This window comes from Enterobacter sp. WP_7_1, from assembly GCF_003688535.1.
Lineage (GTDB): Bacteria > Pseudomonadota > Gammaproteobacteria > Enterobacterales > Enterobacteriaceae > Enterobacter > Enterobacter asburiae.
Genome location: NZ_REFK01000003.1, coordinates 600,632 through 620,736 on the forward strand (window position 1 = coordinate 600,632; position 20,105 = coordinate 620,736).

25 protein-coding genes and 1 other RNA gene are annotated in these 20,105 nt (G+C 54.3%); 13 read left to right on the forward strand and 13 right to left on the reverse strand.

Annotated features, from left to right (window positions below; all coding sequences use genetic code 11):
- Nucleotides 1-567 precede the first annotated feature (567 nt).
- The 3 genes from BJ885_RS16120 to BJ885_RS16130 are packed head-to-tail and all read left to right on the forward strand — an operon-like array spanning nt 568 to nt 2,421.
- Entirely contained in the window at nt 568-1,095 is a 528-nt protein-coding gene (locus BJ885_RS16120) for a tetratricopeptide repeat protein (protein ID WP_121932315.1), read from the forward strand.
- A 7-nt stretch (nt 1,096-1,102) separates the two neighbouring features.
- Complete coding sequence (locus BJ885_RS16125; protein WP_121932316.1) at nt 1,103-1,633, forward strand: RNA polymerase sigma factor; 531 nt, start codon at nt 1,103-1,105, stop codon at nt 1,631-1,633.
- The gene (locus tag BJ885_RS16130) at nt 1,630-2,421 is read left to right on the forward strand and encodes an anti-sigma factor (protein WP_121932317.1); all 792 of its coding nucleotides are present in this window, start codon (nt 1,630-1,632) and stop codon (nt 2,419-2,421) included. Before BJ885_RS16125 ends, BJ885_RS16130 begins: the two co-directional genes overlap by 4 nt.
- Here BJ885_RS16130 and BJ885_RS16135 read toward each other — a convergent pair.
- The 5 genes from BJ885_RS16135 to smpB form a co-directional block, all read right to left on the reverse strand.
- Nucleotides 2,413-2,970, reverse strand: coding sequence for a YceI family protein (locus tag BJ885_RS16135; RefSeq protein ID WP_121932318.1), 558 nt, complete (start codon nt 2,968-2,970; stop codon nt 2,413-2,415). The two genes, BJ885_RS16130 and BJ885_RS16135, sit on opposite strands and share 9 nt — an antisense overlap.
- Nucleotides 2,971-3,038: 68 nt before the next feature.
- Nucleotides 3,039-3,383, reverse strand: a complete 345-nt coding sequence (locus BJ885_RS16140) for a cupin (RefSeq protein ID WP_121932319.1) — start codon at nt 3,381-3,383, stop codon at nt 3,039-3,041.
- An 87-nt stretch (nt 3,384-3,470) separates the two neighbouring features.
- Nucleotides 3,471-3,827 (reverse strand): hypothetical protein, encoded by a 357-nt coding sequence (locus tag BJ885_RS16145; RefSeq protein ID WP_029740047.1) that lies wholly within the window; start codon nt 3,825-3,827, stop codon nt 3,471-3,473.
- A gap of 416 nt (nt 3,828-4,243) precedes the next feature.
- Nucleotides 4,244-4,607: a transfer-messenger RNA gene (gene ssrA / locus BJ885_RS16150) on the reverse strand.
- An 89-nt stretch (nt 4,608-4,696) separates the two neighbouring features.
- Entirely contained in the window at nt 4,697-5,179 is a 483-nt protein-coding gene (smpB, locus tag BJ885_RS16155; RefSeq protein WP_008502505.1) for an SsrA-binding protein SmpB, read from the reverse strand.
- Nucleotides 5,180-5,335: 156 nt separating this feature from the next.
- Between smpB and BJ885_RS16160 the strand changes: the two genes are divergently transcribed.
- Together BJ885_RS16160 and BJ885_RS16165 are read left to right on the forward strand one after the other, a co-directional pair.
- The gene (locus tag BJ885_RS16160) at nt 5,336-5,773 is read left to right on the forward strand and encodes a type II toxin-antitoxin system RatA family toxin (RefSeq protein ID WP_024908332.1); all 438 of its coding nucleotides are present in this window, start codon (nt 5,336-5,338) and stop codon (nt 5,771-5,773) included.
- Entirely contained in the window at nt 5,763-6,050 is a 288-nt protein-coding gene (locus BJ885_RS16165; RefSeq protein WP_121932320.1) for an RnfH family protein, read from the forward strand. The genes BJ885_RS16160 and BJ885_RS16165 overlap by 11 nt, the downstream gene beginning before the upstream one ends.
- Nucleotides 6,051-6,153: 103 nt before the next feature.
- On the opposite strand, the gene bamE is transcribed toward BJ885_RS16165, so the two are convergent.
- The 3 genes from bamE to nadK form a co-directional block, all read right to left on the reverse strand.
- On the reverse strand, nt 6,154-6,492 hold the full coding sequence (gene bamE, locus BJ885_RS16170) for an outer membrane protein assembly factor BamE (RefSeq protein WP_023308883.1): 339 nt from the start codon (nt 6,490-6,492) through the stop codon (nt 6,154-6,156).
- 138 nt (nt 6,493-6,630) lie between these two features.
- Nucleotides 6,631-8,292 (reverse strand): DNA repair protein RecN, encoded by a 1,662-nt coding sequence (recN, locus tag BJ885_RS16180; protein WP_029741017.1) that lies wholly within the window; start codon nt 8,290-8,292, stop codon nt 6,631-6,633.
- A gap of 85 nt (nt 8,293-8,377) precedes the next feature.
- Complete coding sequence (gene nadK, locus BJ885_RS16185; RefSeq protein WP_008502500.1) at nt 8,378-9,256, reverse strand: NAD(+) kinase; 879 nt, start codon at nt 9,254-9,256, stop codon at nt 8,378-8,380.
- A 122-nt stretch (nt 9,257-9,378) separates the two neighbouring features.
- Between nadK and grpE the strand changes: the two genes are divergently transcribed.
- Nucleotides 9,379-9,972, forward strand: a complete 594-nt coding sequence (gene grpE / locus BJ885_RS16190; RefSeq protein ID WP_023308880.1) for a nucleotide exchange factor GrpE — start codon at nt 9,379-9,381, stop codon at nt 9,970-9,972.
- A 51-nt stretch (nt 9,973-10,023) separates the two neighbouring features.
- Here the strand turns inward: grpE and BJ885_RS16195 are convergent, their stop codons facing one another.
- Together BJ885_RS16195 and BJ885_RS16200 are read right to left on the reverse strand one after the other, a co-directional pair.
- The gene (locus BJ885_RS16195) at nt 10,024-11,310 is read right to left on the reverse strand and encodes an HlyC/CorC family transporter (RefSeq protein WP_121932322.1); all 1,287 of its coding nucleotides are present in this window, start codon (nt 11,308-11,310) and stop codon (nt 10,024-10,026) included.
- A gap of 19 nt (nt 11,311-11,329) precedes the next feature.
- Nucleotides 11,330-12,121, reverse strand: a complete 792-nt coding sequence (locus BJ885_RS16200; protein WP_014884879.1) for an inner membrane protein YpjD — start codon at nt 12,119-12,121, stop codon at nt 11,330-11,332.
- Between the two features lie 166 nt (nt 12,122-12,287).
- On the opposite strand from BJ885_RS16200, the gene ffh reads away from it, so the two are divergent.
- From ffh to BJ885_RS16235, 7 genes are all read left to right on the forward strand, one after another.
- Nucleotides 12,288-13,649, forward strand: a complete 1,362-nt coding sequence (gene ffh, locus BJ885_RS16205; protein ID WP_014884878.1) for a signal recognition particle protein — start codon at nt 12,288-12,290, stop codon at nt 13,647-13,649.
- Nucleotides 13,650-13,765: 116 nt separating this feature from the next.
- Entirely contained in the window at nt 13,766-14,014 is a 249-nt protein-coding gene (gene rpsP, locus BJ885_RS16210) for a 30S ribosomal protein S16 (RefSeq protein WP_003863133.1), read from the forward strand.
- A 15-nt stretch (nt 14,015-14,029) separates the two neighbouring features.
- A complete protein-coding gene (rimM, locus tag BJ885_RS16215; RefSeq protein WP_029741020.1) occupies nt 14,030-14,569 on the forward strand; it encodes a ribosome maturation factor RimM in 540 nt (179 codons plus the stop codon).
- A gap of 31 nt (nt 14,570-14,600) precedes the next feature.
- Nucleotides 14,601-15,368, forward strand: coding sequence for a tRNA (guanosine(37)-N1)-methyltransferase TrmD (gene trmD / locus BJ885_RS16220; RefSeq protein ID WP_014832949.1), 768 nt, complete (start codon nt 14,601-14,603; stop codon nt 15,366-15,368).
- Nucleotides 15,369-15,411: 43 nt separating this feature from the next.
- On the forward strand, nt 15,412-15,759 hold the full coding sequence (rplS, locus tag BJ885_RS16225) for a 50S ribosomal protein L19 (protein ID WP_002914145.1): 348 nt from the start codon (nt 15,412-15,414) through the stop codon (nt 15,757-15,759).
- A 132-nt stretch (nt 15,760-15,891) separates the two neighbouring features.
- Nucleotides 15,892-16,296 (forward strand): DUF2946 domain-containing protein, encoded by a 405-nt coding sequence (locus BJ885_RS16230; RefSeq protein ID WP_047646190.1) that lies wholly within the window; start codon nt 15,892-15,894, stop codon nt 16,294-16,296.
- Nucleotides 16,297-16,335: 39 nt separating this feature from the next.
- Entirely contained in the window at nt 16,336-17,706 is a 1,371-nt protein-coding gene (locus BJ885_RS16235; RefSeq protein ID WP_121932323.1) for a PepSY domain-containing protein, read from the forward strand.
- A 2-nt stretch (nt 17,707-17,708) separates the two neighbouring features.
- Here the strand turns inward: BJ885_RS16235 and BJ885_RS16240 are convergent, their stop codons facing one another.
- From BJ885_RS16240 to BJ885_RS16250, 3 genes are read right to left on the reverse strand one after another with little or no spacing between them, the layout of a single operon-like run.
- Nucleotides 17,709-18,194: an OmpA family protein gene (locus BJ885_RS16240; RefSeq protein ID WP_029741023.1), complete on the reverse strand. Its 486-nt coding sequence runs from the start codon at nt 18,192-18,194 to the stop codon at nt 17,709-17,711.
- A 12-nt stretch (nt 18,195-18,206) separates the two neighbouring features.
- Nucleotides 18,207-19,427, reverse strand: coding sequence for a diguanylate cyclase DgcN (gene dgcN / locus BJ885_RS16245; protein ID WP_029741024.1), 1,221 nt, complete (start codon nt 19,425-19,427; stop codon nt 18,207-18,209).
- Nucleotides 19,420-19,956 carry a YfiR family protein gene (locus BJ885_RS16250; RefSeq protein WP_032665127.1) on the reverse strand — a complete coding sequence of 179 codons (537 nt, stop codon included), beginning with the start codon at nt 19,954-19,956 and terminating at the stop codon, nt 19,420-19,422. The genes dgcN and BJ885_RS16250 overlap by 8 nt, the downstream gene beginning before the upstream one ends.
- Nucleotides 19,957-20,105 lie beyond the last annotated feature (149 nt).

Sequence of the window (20,105 nt, forward strand, 5' to 3'; positions counted from 1 at the left end):
TTATGGGTGTTTTGTGTCTTATAAAACCCTGTGATTAATAGAGGAATTATTTTCAAGAATATAAAAATGATATAGACAGAAAACGATGGTTGTGCAAATTAAGCTTTCGTAAATAAGTGCCAAAACAATGAAGAGGGCATTAATACATTGGGCTTGTTAATAATTTAACTATTTTAACCCTTTGTTTTTAATGATTTTGATTTTGTCTTGCGATGTTGATTTTAAATATGATTTACGCAGTGTGATAATTGGTAGGAGACATTTTTAATATACTGTAAAACGTTATTGTTTAAGCGCGCTTAATATGCATTTAAGTTAGGGTAACGTTTTTGATATAAGATATATTATATCACTTGCACAATAAAATATATTCTTATGCGGGGTTAAAATTCTGCTATCACGCGAAAATAATAGCGTTAAGAAAAGGGTAAAATAACCTGATTAATTTCCATTGGGGCTACGACATCAGCATGATTTTGCGACAACAAAAAAATTACGGGGAGAATGAATAAAAAGCGTCAGTCGGGCGTTTACTGACGTCACTCCCTTCTTACCCTGGAGCTTTATATGAACACGACCTCGTTTCGTTTGATCCCGGTGCTGATTTTTTCCCTGCTGTCCCCCCTGGCGCTGGCAATGGGCAATAATAGTACCGAGAGCAAAACGCCCGATTGTCCTTCCGGACAGGTGTATGACAGCGCCACCCAGAAATGCGTGCCGGATAAGAGCAGCAGCCTCAGCGACCAGGACAAAACCAACTATGCGTACCATCTTGCGAAGAAAGGCGAGTACCAGGCGGCGCTCAACCTGCTTGATTCGCTGAAAAATGGCAATACGGCTGAAGCGTGGAACTATCGCGGGTTCGCCACGCGCAAGCTTGGCCGCACGGACGAAGGGATTGGTTATTACCAGCGCGCGTTGGCTATCGCACCGGATTATGCCAAAGCCCGGGAATATCTCGGTGAAGCGTGGATGGTAAAAGGACGTCCTGATCTCGCGAAAGAACAGCTGAAGGTGATTGCCGGTATTTGTGGCCAGTCCTGCGAGGAGTACCGTGACCTGCAGGCCGCCATCAACGGACATCCGGAATTCTGATTTTCTCGTGGAGGGAAAACACATCGCTACCAGTGAGGTTCGTCAACAGTTAGCCGCACACCTGGCGCGTCTCTGGCGCTATGGGCTGGTGCTGTCGCGAAACAGGGATATCGCCGAAGAGCTGGTTCAGTCCACCTGCGTGCGTGCGCTTGAACGGAGCAGCCAGTATACGCCGGGCACGCGCATCGACAGGTGGCTGTTCGCGATACTGCACTCTATCTGGATCTCTGAGCTTCGGGCCCGACACGTGCGTCAGGGGCAGGGATTTGTGGCCAGCGACGAGCTTCTGGCGCCGGACACCCGCGAACAGGATGAGACGCGCCTGCATTATATGAAGGTGATGCAGCGCGTCAACGCGCTGCCTGAAGCCCAGCGCAACGCGGTATTTTTGGTTTATGTCGAAGGCTTTACCTACCAGGAGGCGGCGGAGACCCTGGCGGTGCCTATCGGCACCGTGATGAGCCGGCTGGCGACGGCGCGGGCTCGGCTTGCCAGGTCCGCTGACGCACTGCCTCCGGTAAAGGAGAAACGCTCTTGAACTCATACCGTTTTGCACCGCCCTATAACGACGACGCTATCGTGGCATGGATAGATGGCGAGATGTGCCGCGCCGACGCGCAGCAATTTGAAGAACAGTTGAAAAGTGACGAACGCCTCTCCGGGCGAACCGCCGAACTGATGAAAAGCAGCCAGGATTTCGCCGGGGCGTTTGCCTCTCTGCTGGATGAGGCACCTCTGGAGACAATGCAGGCGCGTCTGGCAGCGATTCCCGATCCACAGTCCTCAGCGCCGGCTGGCGTCAGCAGGCGGGCGCTGATTGCCGCATCGGTCAGCTTTTTGATGGTCGGTTCAGGGCTGGGCTACCTGCTGCGGCCCGCTTCCGCGCCAGCGGATGAGAACGCCCATATTCGCGACCTCGAAGCGCAATATATGTCCCTGTACAGCGTCGAGACGCTGCTGGATATGGACAGCGCAACGCCGGTCCTGCAGCGCGGGCTGGAACGAGCCGCGCAGGACATCGGCATGAAGCTGCACATGTCGCAGCTCGTCCTGCAGGGGGCAGAGCTGAAAATGGTGCGAATGCTGCGCTATGAAACCACCTCGATCGCGCAGATTGCCTGGATCAACGCCGACTACGGCCCGATGGCGCTCTGTATCTCTCCTGTAGATGAGAAGACGACGGCCTCTCTGCGCCAGGAGCAGCGGCACGGCATGAACCTGGCGTGGTGGCAGGAGGCGGGCTACCAGTTTGTCCTGATTGGCCGCAACCCGCCGTCTCACCTGCGGGGAAACGCGGAGCAGCTACAGCGGCTCATCTCAGGATGACGGCACGTCGTTCGTCTTAATCGCAATGGCGATGGCAATACGATCGTCCACGACCAGCGCAAACTTATCCATCCCGTAGGACGCGCGCGAGATCGCCGTCGTGGCATCCAGGGTGAGGGCCTGCGCGTGCGGGTCTTTCACGATGGCTTCCAGGATCACCGGGCGCGCAATGTTTCGTACGGTCAGCGTGCCGAACACCCTGAACCGCCCGTCGCCCTGGGCAACCACGCGTGAGCTGATGAACTCGATAGTCGGGTAGCGCTCGGATTCAAAAAACATGTCGCTTTTCAGCTGCCAGGTGAGCAGCTTGTTTGAGGCTACGAGAGTCGCTACGGGAATGGTGACGTGAATATGGTCGTCGACGTCGTTTTCCGGATTGAGCGTCACGGCGCCCGTCACGCCGCTGAACGTCGCCCAGGAGAGGATACCGCCAAAGGCATGCCACGATAGCCGAATGGCGGTGTTATCGGTGTCGATTATGTAGCTCTTCGGGGCAGCCATCGCCCACGGACAAACCAAAACAAGCACTATTACCAGGCGTCGCAGCATCTCAGGATCTCTTTTAGGGGGGCAGGGAGTAAACGCGTCACCCCCGGGATCTATTCGGCTTTTATGCGTCAGGCTGTTTTAACGATATCCACCGAGATTTCGACGGCGGTCACCGGGCCCCGGTTTTCCAGCCAGTGGACCGTATTATGGTCTTCCGGCCAGCCGACGTCGGGGCCGTAATCGGTGGCGATACCGTTACGATGATCGGTGATGGTCCCCTCAAGGATAAAAACGGTACCGGGGCGATCGATATGATCGTGCACCGGACCAAAGACCGCGCCGGGGGCGAGCGTTACCCTGCGCATGCGAAGCTGTCGACCGTCCATGCCTGCGATCTCCGGGCCCAGATCGACGATGGAGAGTAGTTCAACGGTAACGCCCTGGGTTTCTGGTGCGGTTTCTTTGTGGCTCATGACGGTGCCCTCCTGAGACAAGTTTAGCCTTCAGGGAGCAGGGCGGGAGGGAATAAAAAAGGCCGCGTCTGCGGCCTTTCGAAGGGATTACTCAGTGACTTTCTTTTCCAGCTCGCTGGCACCTTCTTTGGTTTTGTTCCAGCCTTTCTCAGCGCCTTCTTTGGTGGCATCCCACCCTTTCTCGGTGCCTTGTTTGGTTTTATGCCAGGCTTTCTGGGAATCTTCGCTGACCTTGCTGCCCAGGCTCTCGCTTTTACCTTCCGCAGCATGCTTCTGTTTCAGCTTCAGCTCTTCACCTTTGTTCTGCTCTTCGTGCAGTTTTTGCTTCGCCTCGTTGGCGTTTGCGTTCGCCGCAGCGACGGTATCGTCAGTTGCATGTGTGGTCGCAGCAAATACTGGGGAAGCCAGCAGAACGGCAGATAATGCGATAATTGTTTTTTTCATAATATCCTCATTTAACGTTATCGGTTATGAGCGTGATTCAGCATGGCACAGGCGAAACGGGATGGCTTTAGGAAAAAACTGTAATGAGATCAATATGCCCTGATGAGGGATATTTCGCCTGAGGATTATCCAAAGGATAAAAAGCCTATTTCTGCGAGGGCGGCGAGGGTCAGAAGAATGAAGATAATAACGGTTATGGGTCTGTACATGGTGGGGTTCCTTCCGGGTTGAGCGGCTATTCCGTAGCGCTGGGTGGTGTGGGTAATTTTGCACAGGAGATGCGGGAAGGGGGTTGATGTTTGTCAAAGGGATGGACGGAACTGTGGGAATGGGGCACAAAAAAGCCCGCAGGGCTTGCGCCGTGCGGGCTCTTAGGACTTCATCGGATGACTCTGGTAATCACCGATGGAGAATTTTGGTGGAGCTGGCGGGAGTTGAACCCGCGTCCGAAATTTCTACATCCTCGGTACTACATGCTTAGTTTGTCTTTACATTCGCACGCCAGCTGCGGACAGACACGCCACTAACGAACTAGCCTGATTAGTTTTAACGCTTCAACCCCAGGCAGGGCTTCCACGCGATCTCTTTTGGGTTTGACCTCTCTTTGATCCCCGTCTTAAGAGCGGAAGCTAGGGAGAGAGGGCTCAGAGCAGGTTATTAAGCTGCTAAAGCGTAGTTTTCGTCGTTTGCGACTATTTTTTTGCGGCTTTTAACGAGGCAAACCGCCCCTCGGCATGCACCTTGGGTTTCGCAAATCCCGTCGAATCCAGAATCAGCCCCAATAGTGTTGAACTGAGTATACCAGATTTCACTTCCTGGATACCAGCCCGGAACGCTAACTTATTGAATAGTACAATAAGTGTGCAGAATCAACGTCCTGCGTTTTTCATAATGCGCGCTTTGTCCAGCTGCCACTCGCGCTCTTTCAGGTCAGTACGTTTGTCGTGCTGTTTTTTACCTTTCGCGACGCCAACTTTCACTTTGCACCAGGCGTTTTTCCAGTACAGCGACAGGGCGACCACGGTGAAACCTTCACGGTTGATTCGTCCGTAGAGGGACTCCAGTTCACGCTTGTTCAGCAGCAGTTTGCGGGTGCGCGTTGGGTCACACACGTAGTGTGAGGAGGCGACGGTCAGCGGTGTAAAGTTCGCGCCGAACAGGAAGGCTTCGCCATCTTTCAGGATCACGTAGCTATCGCCGATGTTGGCTTTCCCGGCGCGCAGCGATTTTACTTCCCAGCCCTGCAACGCAAGGCCAGCTTCGAATTCTTCTTCAATGAAATACTCGTGGCGAGCACGCTTGTTGAGCGCAATGGTCGCCGAGCCTGGTTTATGTGCTTTTTTCTTCGTCATAAGTGTCGTAAAGCCGTCGGTAATCTGATTTCAAAAAGTCACCTCATTGCGTCCTGTGAGGTCTAACGCGCTATCTTAGCACGAGATGAGGCTTAGCGTTTTTTTAACAGGTGATAAATGTTATTATTTGTCCGTTGTGTGACCATGGGAAATGCTATGCCTCAGATTAGCCGTACTGCGCTTGTGCCTTACAGCGCGGAACAAATGTATCAGTTAGTGAACGATGTTCAGTCTTATCCAGAATTTATTCCGGGATGCACCGGGAGCCGCGTTCTGGAGTCCGGCCCGACGCAGATGACCGCGGCGGTGGATGTCTCCAAAGCGGGGATCAGCAAGACGTTCACCACCCGCAATACGCTGACCAGCAATCAGAGTATTTTGATGCATCTGGTGGATGGTCCGTTTAAAACCCTGATGGGGGGCTGGAAGTTTACGCCGCTGAGCGCTGACGCCTGTCGCATCGAGTTCCAGCTGGACTTTGAATTTACCAATAAGCTGATTGAGCTGGCGTTTGGCCGCATCTTTAAAGAACTGGCTTCGAATATGGTTCAGGCGTTCACCACCCGCGCCAAAGAGGTTTACAGTGTCGCATAAGATTGCTGTAGAAGTGGTCTACGCGCTGCCGGAGAAGCAGTATCTGCAGCGCGTGACGCTGGAAGAGGGGGCAACCGTTGAGGCAGCTATCCGCGCTTCCGGCATCCTCGAACTTCGCCGCGATATCGACCTGGCGAAAAATAAGGTCGGGATTTATAGCCGTCCGGTGAAGCTTGGTGATGTGGTGAAAGAGGGCGACCGGGTGGAGATTTATCGTCCGCTGATTGCCGACCCGAAAGAGCTGCGACGTCAGCGTGCGGAGAAAGCGGGTAAGTAGCGTGTTTTCCCCTCACCCTGACCCTCTCCCCAAAGGGGCGAGGGGATAAAAGAAAAACAAAAAAGGTGCTCAATGAGCACCTTTTTGCATTTCTGACTTCTGATTATTTGGTCAGGGCAGGCTTGTTGTCGATGTTGGTCAACACACCGGCGCTGCTGAAGGTCAGCGTCAGGGTCTGCTGGGTCGCATCTTCGTGGCCCGGCTTCTGACGGAATACATAGAACCAGGTGTTAGTGCCGAACGGATCGGACATCATCGGGGTTCCCAGTGTATAAGCGACCTGCTGTTGTGTCATCCCCACACGGATTTTGGACACATCGTTAGGGGTAAGGTAGTTCCCCTGGTTGATGTCAGGACGGTAAACCACTTTCTCCAGAGTGGAACAGCCTGCGGTCAACATCAGAAGAACCGCTGCGGCAGCGGTCAGCATTTTACAACGCATAGTGATTTGATTCCTTTTCGGGCCCGAGCAGAACGCGGCTCATATGTAATATGCCGATGATAATAGACCTTGCCCCACTTTGAAACCGGTCTGGCGGCGTTTTTGTTGTTCTGTATGACCCTGAGATCCCGAAAAAGTTTATGCCGCCAGCAGTTCTTTCGCGTTTGCGAGCGTGTTACGCGTGACTTCGCTGCCGCCGAGCAGGCGTGCCAGCTCCTGCAGACGCGCACGTTTATCCAGCGGCTTCATGTGCGTTTCGGTCATTTCGCCGTCGGTTTCTTTGCTGACGATAAAGTGGTGGTGGCCACAGCCCGCGACCTGCGGTAGGTGGGTGACACACATCACCTGCGTTGATTCGCCTAGCTGGCGCAGCAGTTTGCCCACCACCGCCGCCGTTGGGCCGCTGATGCCGACATCCACTTCATCGAAAATCAGCGCCGGGGTTTCCATTTTACGCGCGGTAATCACCTGAATCGCCAGTGCAATACGCGACAGTTCACCTCCGGATGCCACTTTGGAGATAGCCTGCAGCGGCTGCCCCGGGTTGGTGGTGACGCGGAACTCGATGCGGTCTGCACCTTCCGCCGTCAGGTGGTTCTCTTCAAAGCGAACATCAATGGTGAAGACGCCGTGCGGCATCGCCAGCGTGTGCATGCTGTCGGTGATGTGCTGGCTTAGCTCCTGGGCGTAATGCTGACGGATTTCATGCAGCTTTTGTGCTGTCGCCAGCGCCTGTTCATGATGCAGGTTCACCGCCAGAGAGAGGGTTTCCTGCGAGTCAGCCTGATCGTCAAGCTGCTGCTGTTCTTCCAGCAGAGACTGATAGTAGCCCGGCAGCTCTTCCGGCGTGACGTGGTGCTTGCGCGCCAGTGAAATCTGACGGGAGATGCGCTGCTCCAGCTCAAACAGACGGTTCGGGTCGAGATCCAGACGTTCACAGTAGTGGCGCAGTTCGTCACTGGCTTCGGAGATCTGAATCGCCGCTTCTTCCAGCATATCCAGGACGCCAGAAAGCTTGCTGTCCATGCCGACCAGTTCGGTAATGAGCTGGCGGACGTTATACAGCTGGCTCTGCAGGTTCACGTCTTCGCCATCCGCCAGCATGTTGAGCGCATTCTGGCTGGTTGAGAGCAGGTGACCGCTGTTCGCCAGACGCTTGTATTCTTCGTCGATTTGCTCAAACTCACCCGGCTGCGGATTGAATTCGTTCAGCTCTTTAAGCTGGTACGCCAGCAGCTCCGCACGTGCGGCGCGCTCCTGGCTTTGCTGCTGGTGCTGGGCAAGTTCACGGCAGCTCTGATGCCACTGGCGATAGTGTTCCGCCATAAGCTGCGTAAGCGCGTACTCACCCGCATAGCCATCGAGCAGCGCTTTCTGCTGTTCAGGTTTGACGAGTTGCTGGTGCGCGTGCTGACCGTGGATCTGGATAAGCAGCTGGCCGAGTTCGCGAAGCTGGGAGAGCGGGACCGCCGTGCCGTTGATAAAGCCACGTGAACGACCGTCGCTGCTGATCACTCGGCGAAGTAAACACTCACGTCCATCTTCAAGCTGGTTTTGCTCCAGCCAGCGCTGGGCTGCAGGGGTGTCTTTCAGGGAGAAGCGGGCGCACAGGTCGGCACGGTTTGCGCCCATGCGCACCATATCGCCCTCTGCGCGGCCGCCAAGGCACAAGCCGAGGGCATCAATGGCAATGGATTTACCTGCACCGGTTTCCCCGGTGATCGCCGTCATGCCGCTGTGGAAATCGATCTCAAGCTCACGAACAATGGCAAAGTTGCTGATGGTCAGTTGTGCCAGCATAATTGTTTTCCTGTATGAAAAACCATAACTGTGTTTCCATACAGTATAAACTGGTTTTATATACAGTAAAGTACTGGATGCAAAATCAGAACAATTTTTTTGACCAGCCAAGCTTCGAACTTAATGTGTTGAAATAGCTGTAATCTTTCGGGTGAATCAGATTCAGATGGTAATCACACCGACGAATCAGAACATCTTCACCTTCCTGGATCGGCAGCGCTATCTGGCTGTCGCAGCTGATCTCCAGGTCGTTACGGCGATGCGAGAAGCGCAGACGTATCGTGCTGTCGCCGTTGATGACCAGCGGGCGGGCGGAGAGCGTGTGCGGAAACATCGGCACAAGGGTGATGGCATCCAGCGAAGGCGTCAGGATCGGGCCGCCGGCAGAAAGCGAGTAGGCGGTTGAGCCGGTCGGAGTGGAGATAATCAGCCCGTCGGAACGCTGGGAGAAGGCAAAGATTTCGTCGATGTAAACTTCGAACTCGATCATGTGCGCCACTTTTCCGGGGTGAAGAACCACCTCGTTAATCGCGGTGCTGATGCGCTTCTGGCAGTCCTGCTGGCACACCTGCGCTTCCAGTAAAAAGCGTTTTTCACTGATATAGTGGCCTTCCAGCACGTCGGCCAGCTGCTGCTGCGCATTGTCCGGGTCGAGATCGGTTAAAAAGCCGAGATTGCCACGGTTGATGCCGATGACCTTAATGTCATAGCGCGCCAGCGTGCGGGCCGCGCCGAGCATGTTGCCGTCGCCGCCCACCACCACGGCGAGATCGGCCTGTTGGCCAATTTCCGCCAGCGTGCCGGTTTTGACGCTCTTCAGCTGCAGCTCCTGCGCAATCTGCTGCTCGACCATCACTTCATAGCCTTTGCTACACAACCAGCGATACAACATTTCATGTGTCGTTAGTGCGGTAGGATGACGCGGATGCCCGACGATCCCAATACACCTGAAATGATTATTCATTTTCTGGAGGTCCTTGTGCCTGATGAATGATGACAATCTGTCTTGTTCCCTTGAATCCCGGAAACTGATCCCCATAATAAGCGAAGTTAGCGAGATGAATGCAGAAAAACGCGGAGAAATTCATGAGTAGTAAAGAACAGAAAACGCCTGAGGGGCAAGCCCCTGAAGAAATTATCACGGAACAGCACGATGAAGTTGAGGCTGTAGAGCCAGACGCATCTGCTGAGCAGGTGGACCCGCGCGATGAAAAAATTGCGAATCTGGAAGCCCAGCTGGTAGAAGCACAGAATCGCGAACGCGATGGTGTTCTGCGCATCAAGGCGGAAATGGAAAACCTGCGTCGTCGTACCGAGCAGGACGTTGAGAAGGCGCATAAATTTGCGCTGGAAAAATTCGTCAACGAACTGCTGCCGGTAATTGATAGCCTCGATCGCGCGCTGGAAGTGGCTGACAAAGCGAATCCGGACAACGCGGCAATGATCGAAGGTATCGAACTGACGCTGAAATCCATGCTCGACGTGGTGCGTAAGTTTGGCGTGGAAGTGATTGCCGATACCGACGTACCGCTGGATCCAAACGTTCACCAGGCGATTGCTATGGTGGAGTCAGAAGAGGTGGAAGCCGGTAAAGTGCTGGGCGTGATGCAGAAAGGTTACACCCTGAACGGCCGTACCATTCGCGCTGCGATGGTGACCGTGGCGAAAGCGAAAGCGTAATTTGCCATTCGTAGTGCCGGGTGGCGATTTCGCCTTACCCGGCCTACAGCCTTACTCAGCAATACTTTCGCGCAGGGGTTTTACGGGCAGGACTTTCACCTGCTTAATCATGTTGTCCTGCACGTCCAGGATATCAATATCGTACTGCTCAATGCGCACCCGCGTGCCCGTCGCCGGGATCTCTTCCAGCGCTTCCAGAATCATCCCGTTAATGGTTCGAGCCTCATCTTCCGGCAAATGCCAGTTAAAGGCTTTGTTGAGTTCACGAATGTTTGCACTACCGTCAATCAGCACCGAGCCGTCGTTTTGCGGGGTGACCTCTTCCGCGAGGGAAGGCGACATTGACGTGGTAAAGTCCCCGACAATTTCTTCCAGAATATCTTCGACCGTCACCAGCCCCTGAATATCGCCGTACTCATTGACCACAAGGCCGACCTTCTTCTTGTTGCGCTGGAATTTCACCAGCTGCGTGCTGAGCGGGGTTCCTTCCGGCACGTAGTAAATCTCGTCGGCGGCGCGCAGCATCACCTCTTTGGTGAACTCTTTTTTCTCGGTCATCAGACGGTAGGCTTCGCGCACGCGCAGCATGCTGATGGCGTCATCCAGCGAGTCGCGATACAGCACAATGCGCCCGTGCGGAGAGTGCGTCAGCTGGCGAACGATGGCTTTCCAGTCGTCATTGATGTCGATACCGACGATTTCGTTACGCGGCACCATGATGTCGTTTACGCTCACCTTTTCCAGATCCAGCACCGACAGGAGCATGTCCTGATTTCGTCGGGAGATCTGCGAGCGGGATTCATGCACGATGGTGCGAAGCTCCTCTTTGCTGAGCGCGCTGCTGATGGTGACATCGGCTTTGATCCCCACCATCCGCATCAGGACGCGCGTCACCATGTTCAGAAGCCAGACCAGCGGCATCATCAGGATCAGCAGCGGTGCCAGCAGGAAGCTGCTCGGATAGGCGACTTTCTCAGGGTAAAGCGCGGCGATGGTTTTCGGCAGCACTTCGGCAAATACCAGCACCACGAACGTCAGCACGCCGGTGGCAATCGCCACCCCGGCGTTGCCGTACAGGCGCATCCCGACAATTGTGCCGAGGGCTGAGGCAAGAATGTTGACAAGGTTGTTGCCGATGAGCACCAGGCTTATCAGGCGATCCGGCTTGCGGAGCAGTTTTTCAACGCGACGGGCGGCACGGTTACCCTGTTTAGCACGATGACGTAACCGGTAGCGGTTTAAGGTCATCATGCCGGTTTCCGAGCCGGAGAAATAGGCGGAGATGACCACCATGACGATCAGGATAACGATCAGCGTGGTGGTAGAGATGTGTTCCAGGGGGAACTCCTTTTGTTACTTAGCCAGCAAATTGCTGTATGAAGCGGCTGCCAAAATAGGCAAGGGTGAGAATGCCCGCACCCGCGACGTTGAACCAGACCACGCGACGACCGCGCCAGCCTTCATGATAATGGCCCCATAACAGGACAATATAGACAAACCACGCGATGATGGAGAGCACCGCTTTATCGATATTCTCCACGCTGAACAGGTTCTTCATGTAAAACAGGCCCGTGCAGAGCGTCAGCGTCAGCAGCACCACGCCCACCTGGGTGATGTGGAACATCTTACGCTCAATGACCATCAGCGGCGGCATTTCATGGTTAAACGCCAGCTTTTTGTTTTTCAGCTGGTAGTCAATCCAGGCGAGCTGCATGGCGTAAAGCGCGGCGATGATCAGCGTCGCGTAGGCAAAGAGCGACAGGCCGATATGCACCAGCATCCCCGGAGTGGCCTCCAGATGCGTAATGAATTCATTAGGCATAAAGGTGGCGAGGGCCAGATTGATCAGCGCGAAGGTATAGACAATCGGCAGCAGCAGCCAGCCGCGATTTTTAGACGCGACGATGGTCATTACCGTACAGATCATCAGGCTGACCAGCGAGCCGACGTTGAGGACGCTCAGGTTTTGCACGCTGCCGTCGCCGGGAATGATGCGTGATTCCAGCGCAAACGCGTGGCTAATCAGTGCGATTACCGCGGAAAGAATAGCCATGCGCCGCCAGCCGCTGTTTTTTTGCAGCAGGCCGGGAACGATCAGCGCGAGGCTGACAGAGTAGGCAACAAGGGCGATCAGTGCGAAAACAGGCATATAGGCATCGACAGTTGTCTTAATAAGAAAGAGAAGCAGTATAACGTTACGTGACGCCTGCTCCAACCGTTGCATAACAACAAAGGCGCCTTCATGTTATACTCCGGCAAAATTCTGTGTATGTGTCGCCCATGGCGGCCCAACGTTTCTACTCAGGCGAGAGACAATGTTTGATAATTTAACCGATCGTTTGTCGCGCACGCTGCGCAACATCAGCGGCCGCGGACGCCTTACTGAAGAGAACATCAAGGAAACGCTGCGCGAAGTGCGCATGGCGCTGCTGGAAGCAGACGTCGCGTTGCCGGTTGTTCGTGATTTTATCAACCGCGTAAAAGAGAAGGCGGTTGGTCATGAAGTTAACAAGAGCCTGACCCCGGGTCAGGAGTTCGTCAAAATCGTTCGTAATGAACTGGTTTCGGCGATGGGCGAAGAGAACCAGGTGCTTAACCTGGCGGCTCAGCCGCCGGCCGTGGTGCTGATGGCGGGCCTGCAGGGTGCAGGTAAAACGACCAGCGTCGGTAAGCTGGGTAAGTTCCTGCGTGAAAAGCACAAGAAGAAAGTGCTGGTGGTCTCTGCGGACGTCTATCGCCCGGCGGCGATCAAACAGCTGGAAACCCTGGCCGAGCAGGTCGGCGTAGATTTCTTCCCGTCCGACGTGGCGCAGAAGCCTGTCGACATCGTTAACGCGGCGCTGAAAGAAGCGAAGCTGAAATTCTACGACGTGCTGCTGGTGGATACCGCCGGTCGTCTGCACGTTGACGAAGCGATGATGGACGAAATCAAGCAGGTACATGCCTCTATCAACCCTGTAGAGACCCTGTTCGTTGTCGACGCCATGACCGGTCAGGATGCGGCGAATACCGCGAAAGCGTTTAACGAAGCGCTGCCGTTAACCGGCGTAGTGCTGACCAAAGTGGACGGTGACGCCCGCGGCGGTGCGGCGCTCTCGATTCGTCACATCACCGGTAAGCCGATTAAATTCCTCGGCGTGGGCGAGAAAACTGAAGCGCTGGAGCCGTTCCACCCGGATCGTATTGCCTCCCGTATCCTCGGCATGGGCGACGTGCTGTCGCTGATCGAAGATATCGAGAGCAAGGTTGACCGCGCGCAGGCCGAGAAGCTGGCCAGTAAGCTGAAAAAAGGCGACGGTTTCGATCTCACCGACTTCCTTGAGCAGCTGCGTCAGATGAAAAACATGGGCGGCATGGCCAGCCTGATGGGCAAACTGCCGGGCATGGGCCAGATCCCTGACAACGTGAAAGCGCAGATGGATGACAAGGTGCTGGTGCGTATGGAGGCGATCATCAACTCGATGACCCTCAAAGAGCGCGCTAACCCGGATATCATCAAAGGTTCCCGTAAACGCCGTATCGCAGCCGGTTGCGGCATGCAGGTGCAGGACGTTAACCGCCTTCTGAAACAGTTCGACGACATGCAGCGCATGATGAAGAAAATGAAGAAAGGCGGCATGGCGAAGATGATGCGCGGCATGAAAGGCATGATGCCACCCGGTTTTCCAGGGCGTTAATCGCTTTTGAGATTGCTTTTTGCCCGAAAATGAGTAAAATTTTCGGGCTTTTAATATGACACCCGGGCTCCGTTCCTCGATGGGGCCCGGTTGTTTTATTCACACAAGAGGATGTTATGGTAACTATTCGTTTAGCTCGTCACGGCGCTAAAAAGCGTCCGTTCTACCAGGTTGTTGTGACTGACAGCCGTAATGCACGCAACGGTCGCTTCATCGAGCGCGTTGGTTTCTTCAACCCACTGGCCGCTGGCGCAGAAGAAGAAACTCGTCTGGATCTGGATCGTATCGCTCACTGGGTTGGCCAGGGCGCTACTGTTTCCGATCGCGTTGCTACGCTGATCAAAGCAGCAAACAAAGCAGCTTAATCTGTCACGGTGGTCATGATGAGCAATAAAGCACCTGTTGAACCGATCGTATTGGGAAAAATGGGTTCTTGCTACGGTATCCGTGGTTGGCTCAGAGTGTTTTCCTCCACTGAAGACGCTGATAGCATTTTTGATTACCAGCCCTGGTTTATCCAGAAAGGCGGTAAGTGGGAAGAGGTCGAGCTGGAAAGCTGGCGTCACCACAATCAGGACATCATCATCAAGCTGAAAGGCGTTGACGATCGTGATGCCGCGAATGCGCTGACTAATTGTGAAATTGTCGTGGATTCGTCGCAGTTGCCACAGCTGGAAGAGGGCGACTACTACTGGAAAGACCTTATGGGTTGCCAGGTAGTCACTACCGAAGGCTACAGCCTGGGTAAAGTCATCGATATGATGGAAACCGGGTCAAATGACGTTCTCGTCATTAAGGCAAACCTGAAAGATGCATTTGGCATCAAGGAGCGGTTGGTTCCGTTCCTCGATGGACAGGTTATCAAGAAAGTCGATCTCACTACTCAAACCATTGAAGTAGATTGGGATCCTGGTTTTTAAATTCTCCGGATAAACGGTAAAAGACGGCGCTATGTGGATTGGCATAATTAGCCTGTTTCCTGAAATGTTCCGCGCGATTACCGATTACGGGGTAACTGGCCGGGCAGTAAAGAATGGCCTGCTGAGCATCCAGAGCTGGAGTCCTCGTGACTTTACTCATGACCGGCACCGTACCGTGGACGATCGTCCTTACGGCGGCGGACCGGGGATGCTAATGATGGTGCAACCCTTACGGGACGCCATTCACACAGCAAAAGCCGCGGCAGGTGAAGGCGCAAAGGTGATTTATCTGTCACCTCAGGGACGCAAGCTTGATCAAGCGGGCGTGAGCGAACTGGCGACGAATCAAAAGCTGATTCTGGTCTGTGGACGCTACGAAGGGATAGATGAGCGCGTAATTCAAACCGAGATTGACGAAGAATGGTCTATCGGCGATTACGTTCTCAGCGGTGGTGAGTTACCCGCAATGACGCTGATTGACTCCGTCGCCCGGTTCATTCCGGGGGTTCTGGGCCATGAAGCTTCGGCAACGGAAGATTCCTTTGCCGATGGGTTGCTGGACTGTCCACACTATACTCGTCCTGAAGTGTTAGAAGGGATGGAAGTACCGGCAGTGTTACTGTCTGGAAACCATGCCGAGATACGTCGCTGGCGTTTGAAGCAGTCGCTGGGCCGAACCTGGCTTAGAAGACCTGAACTTCTGGAAAACCTGGCTCTGACTGAAGAGCAAGCAAAGTTGCTGGCCGAGTTCAAAACAGAACACGCGCACCAGCAGCATGAACATGATGGGAATGCGTAATACGCTCCCGAATATCAGTTTACCCAGGATAAGAGATTAAATTATGAGCAACATTATTAAGCAACTTGAACAAGAGCAGATGAAGCAGGACGTACCTTCCTTCCGTCCAGGTGACACCGTGGAAGTGAAAGTATGGGTTGTTGAAGGTTCCAAAAAACGTCTGCAGGCATTCGAGGGCGTGGTTATCGCTATTCGTAACCGCGGTCTGCACTCTGCATTCACTGTTCGTAAAATTTCCAACGGCGAAGGCGTTGAGCGTGTCTTCCAGACTCACTCTCCGGTAGTTGACAGCATTGCTGTTAAACGTCGTGGTGCTGTACGTAAAGCTAAACTGTACTACCTGCGTGAGCGTACTGGTAAGTCTGCTCGTATTAAAGAGCGTCTGAACTAAGATTCGCTTAAGCGACATCCTGTTAGAAAGGGCTGGCCGAAAGGCTGGCCCTTTTTTTATCCCTGCGCATTTCTCACGTTAACCCTTTTGTCATAAATCATTTACAATGCTTGCCTCTTGAATGGAGGGGACGTGGATAACGTACTGCATCAGCCTAACCGGAAACGCGCAGCGGCCTTGACCGCGCTGTTTGCGATCCTGCTGATCGTGGTAGCGCCGCTTATCTCCGTCTCCTTGCAGAAAGATCCCATGAGCGCCATGCCGGGCATGCATCATGACATGAGCATGATGTCGATGGACGAGCATCACGGCGATATGCCGCATACGATGCCTGTCGACCATGCGGAAGCGTGCGGCTACTGCGTGCTGTTAGCGCATGTCCCGGGCGTGATGCTGGCGCTGATCGTCCTGCTCAGCGTGGTGCTGCAAAGGCTTCGCGTTAAGCCGCCGCGCCAGGCGGTCAGCCACTGGCACTTTTTCCCCTGGCTTTACCCTGATACCCGCGCGCCGCCGCGGCAGTCTGCTTTTTCCCTTTAAAAAATAAATCGATAACTTACTGCCTTAAAAAGGAAAAGTATGACTACCTGCACTCCGCGCGCGGCATGGGGAAACCTGCTGCGTCGCCTCCATTTCTACGTCGGGCTTTTTGTTGGTCCGTTTATCTTCTTTGCCGCGCTGACCGGTACGCTGTATGTGGCGACCCCGCAGCTTGAGAATGCGCTCTACCGGCACGCGCTCCACACGAATTCCGTAGGCGAGTTGCAGCCGCTGGCGGAGCAAATCGCCGTGGCGGAAAAAACCGTTGGATCGGATGTGCGTTTGCACGCCGTGCGTCCGGGGCTGGCTGAAGGCGAAACTACCCGCGTGATGTTTGCTGACCCGACGCTTGGGCCATCGGAGAATCGGGCTATTTTTATTGATCCGGTAAGCCTGGCGGTGCTGGGAGATATGACGGTATACGGCACCAGCGGGATTTTACCGCTGCGTCAGACCATTGATTATCTGCATACCTCTCTGATGCTGGGCGATGTGGGGCGACTCTACAGCGAGCTTGCGGCCTCCTGGATGTGGGTTGCCGCGCTGGGCGGTGTTGGCCTGTGGTTTTATACTCGACCCAAACGGCGGATCAATAATCGCTTCCAGAATCGTCGTCGCCTGCATGTGACCCTGGGCTGGAGTCTGCTGGGTGGAATGCTGCTGTTCTCTGCAACCGGCCTGACCTGGTCCCAGTGGGCAGGCGGGAACGTCGATAAGCTGCGGGCAGAGTTGAACTGGCTCACCCCGCAGGTGAACACGACGCTTTCCGGCCAACAGGAGATTGTGGATGAGCATGCCGAACACCGGGGCCATCACGGCGGAATGATGATGCCGGAAATGGCGATGGATCTGACGCAGTTTGACGGAGTATTAAGCGCGGCCCGTAACGCAGGAATTGATGCCAACAGGCTGGAGATCCGCCCGGCAAAAACGGCGGATAGCGCCTGGACCGTGACGGAAATCGATCGCAGTTGGCCGACTCAGGTGGACGCCGTTGCGGTTGATCCTTCGACGATGCAGGTCCTGGACAGAACCCGATTCGAGGATTTCCCGCTGATGGCAAAACTGACCCGCTGGGGGGTAGATTTCCATATGGGGATCTTATTCGGGCTGGTGAATCAGCTGCTGCTGGTGGCGTTCGGTCTCGCCCTGTGCGTGCTCATCATCTGGGGTTACCGGATGTGGTGGATGCGTCGTCCGGCACAGTCGGCAGTGAGTCCGGTACAAACGCTTTGTCAAAGCTGGCTGGCGCTGTCAGGGTGGGGAAGAGGGGTTACGCTGATAATCAGCGTACTGCTGGGGCTGGCCTTGCCGGTCATGGGCGTGAGTCTGGCGCTGTTTGTTCTGGTGGACTGGCTGCGCTGGCGAGCGGCAACCAGGGTGACGCTCGCCGAAACATCCGCTAAATAACCCTATGGCGTGCTGATCACCACTGCGACGCGGCGGTTTTCAGCGCGCCCTTGCGGGGTACTGTTGCTCGCAACCGGGTATTTTTGACCTAACCCCCGCGTGGTGAGATTGCTGCGCGGGATATTTGCGCCCTTCGCCCAGGCATCGGCCACGGCATTGGCGCGTTTTAACGACAGCGCTTCGTTGTAGCTTTCTTCACCATAATTATCCGTGTGACCGTCCATTCGCGCGTGGTTCAGGCCGGTTTCCGCCAGGCGAGAGGCCATGGACTGGATCTGCGTTTCACTTTCCGGACGCAGTCTGGCGTCATTTTTGTCAAACAGGATGGTGTCCGACATGCCAAGTGACCAGTCACCGTTCAGTTCGTTAAAACCGTAAGACTTCATCGCCGAAATTTGCTCAGGAGTAAATTTACCTTCCGGCGGCGACTGACAGCCTGCCAGAACCAGTGAGGCCAGAACTATCGGCGCGAAGTAACGTTTTAACATAGTGTATCCCTTCTAACTTGTTGTTTTCGTACGCTGGTTTTTCACCTGGTACATGTTGCGGTCAGCCCTCTCCAGTAATGCCTCCACGGAAGCATTTTCCCACGCCAGAGCAAAGCCAATGCTGAGTGACATCGATGCTTTTTGTCCGTTATGAAGATCAAACGGACGGATAAACTGCTGCGATAGCGCAGCACAAATATGTTGAACCTCAAGTTCAGAGTGCACGCCGTACAGCACCATGGCAAATTCATCCCCGCCAAGGCGGTATGCCTGGTGACGTTTGTCGCCAAACTCCATCATCCTGCTGGCGACTTCAATCAGCACGCAGTCTCCTGCCGCATGTCCCCAGGTGTCGTTAATAAACTTAAAATTATCACCGTCGAGGAAGAGCAGGGCCGAGTTCGTTTTGGCAGAAGGGTCGTTCATTAAGGCCGCAATGCTGTTACGAAAAGCCGCGCGGTTGGCAAGACCGGTGAGCGGGTCGTGCATGGCGGTACGCAGCAGCTGGGCGTTTTTCGCCTGGAGCTTGAGTTGCCACTCCTCCATCTCATCCAGAAGGCTGTTAAAGTCCTCACCAAACTGGTGAAACTCTTCGATACGGCCGTCTTTCACCCGGCGGGAGAAGTTACGGTTAGTACGAACGTCATGCACCACGTCGGTGATGTTTTGCAGGGCCGTGACCATCCCGTGATGCAAAGACTGGGTAATAGTGAGTGCGACGACGGTTGCAAAGAGAATACAGCCGGTCAGAACGGCAAACGACATCCAGATGAAATGGCCGATCAGGCTGTCACGCGCGGTAAGGCGAATTTCGCCAATCGTTGCGCCGTTATGCATGATGGGCTGCGCAACCGGTACGGGGAAAAGCCAGCGGCTGACCAGTGCGCCCAGCGTATCGTTGTTGTCTTCCGGGTTCCAGGACCAGTAGGCAAACCGCTTTTTATGCGCGTTAATAACCTCGGCCACGGCAAACTGGCCCTGTTTGCCCAGGGCGGCCAGCGTTTCGTTGGCCGCCAGCGAGTCGTTGAACACCAGCGACGCTTCCAGGCTGTGGCTCATTGTTGCGCCGGTTAATTCGAGATTTTTTTGCGCGTATTGTTTTAACGTCACGACGGAAGCAAAACAGAGCAGCAGCCATATTAACGTCATCGTGATGATGACGCTTATCATGCTGTTTCGCCTCAACGTTCTTTTAAACGTCGGACGTGGCGTTGAAGTGAAATCTTTATCCATGCTGCTTATTCCGTGCAAGCATTAATACATCCGGATTGACTCTTACGCCACTGCGCGTCAATGCATCCAGGTTGACGGCGAACCGTACCTGTCCGCGATCGATTATCAGGCAAAAGGCACTGCCAATTACACATTCCGGATTTTGCTCTGAGATTAATAGCAACGCTCTGCCCTGATATTGACTTATTAATTCAAGTTGTTTTGCCGGTGATTCAGACCCGAAATAGATCGCATCGCACGTCGCGGCCAGGGCTTCCCGATCGTTACGTACAATAACGGGAGTATAAGGTAACTCGCTATGCCCCTCATCGCCGCTGAGGGCGTGCGTATAGTGAGAAGTGGCGTAGACGCAGAGTTTAGGCTGCCCGGAAAGTGACGGCCATCGCGTATAGCTCACAATGCCTGAGACAATCGAGCGTACCGATTTATCCGTTTCCGTAAGTGTGCCTGCCGCCGCAGGGCCCACTATAAGGAACAGCGTTAGCACCAGAGTGAGTCGGAAAAAAGAGATCAAGAATAAATTTCTCACCAGAATCCGCCACATCGCTCTGGAAATAGATGTCCTTAAGAGTTGCGGGCAGAATACCATTGTTTATCAGGGCCGTCATTATGTCAGAAATAGCATGAGGCCGACCTAAGCTAAATCCTACTGTTGTTTATTTTCCGGTGGATGAAATT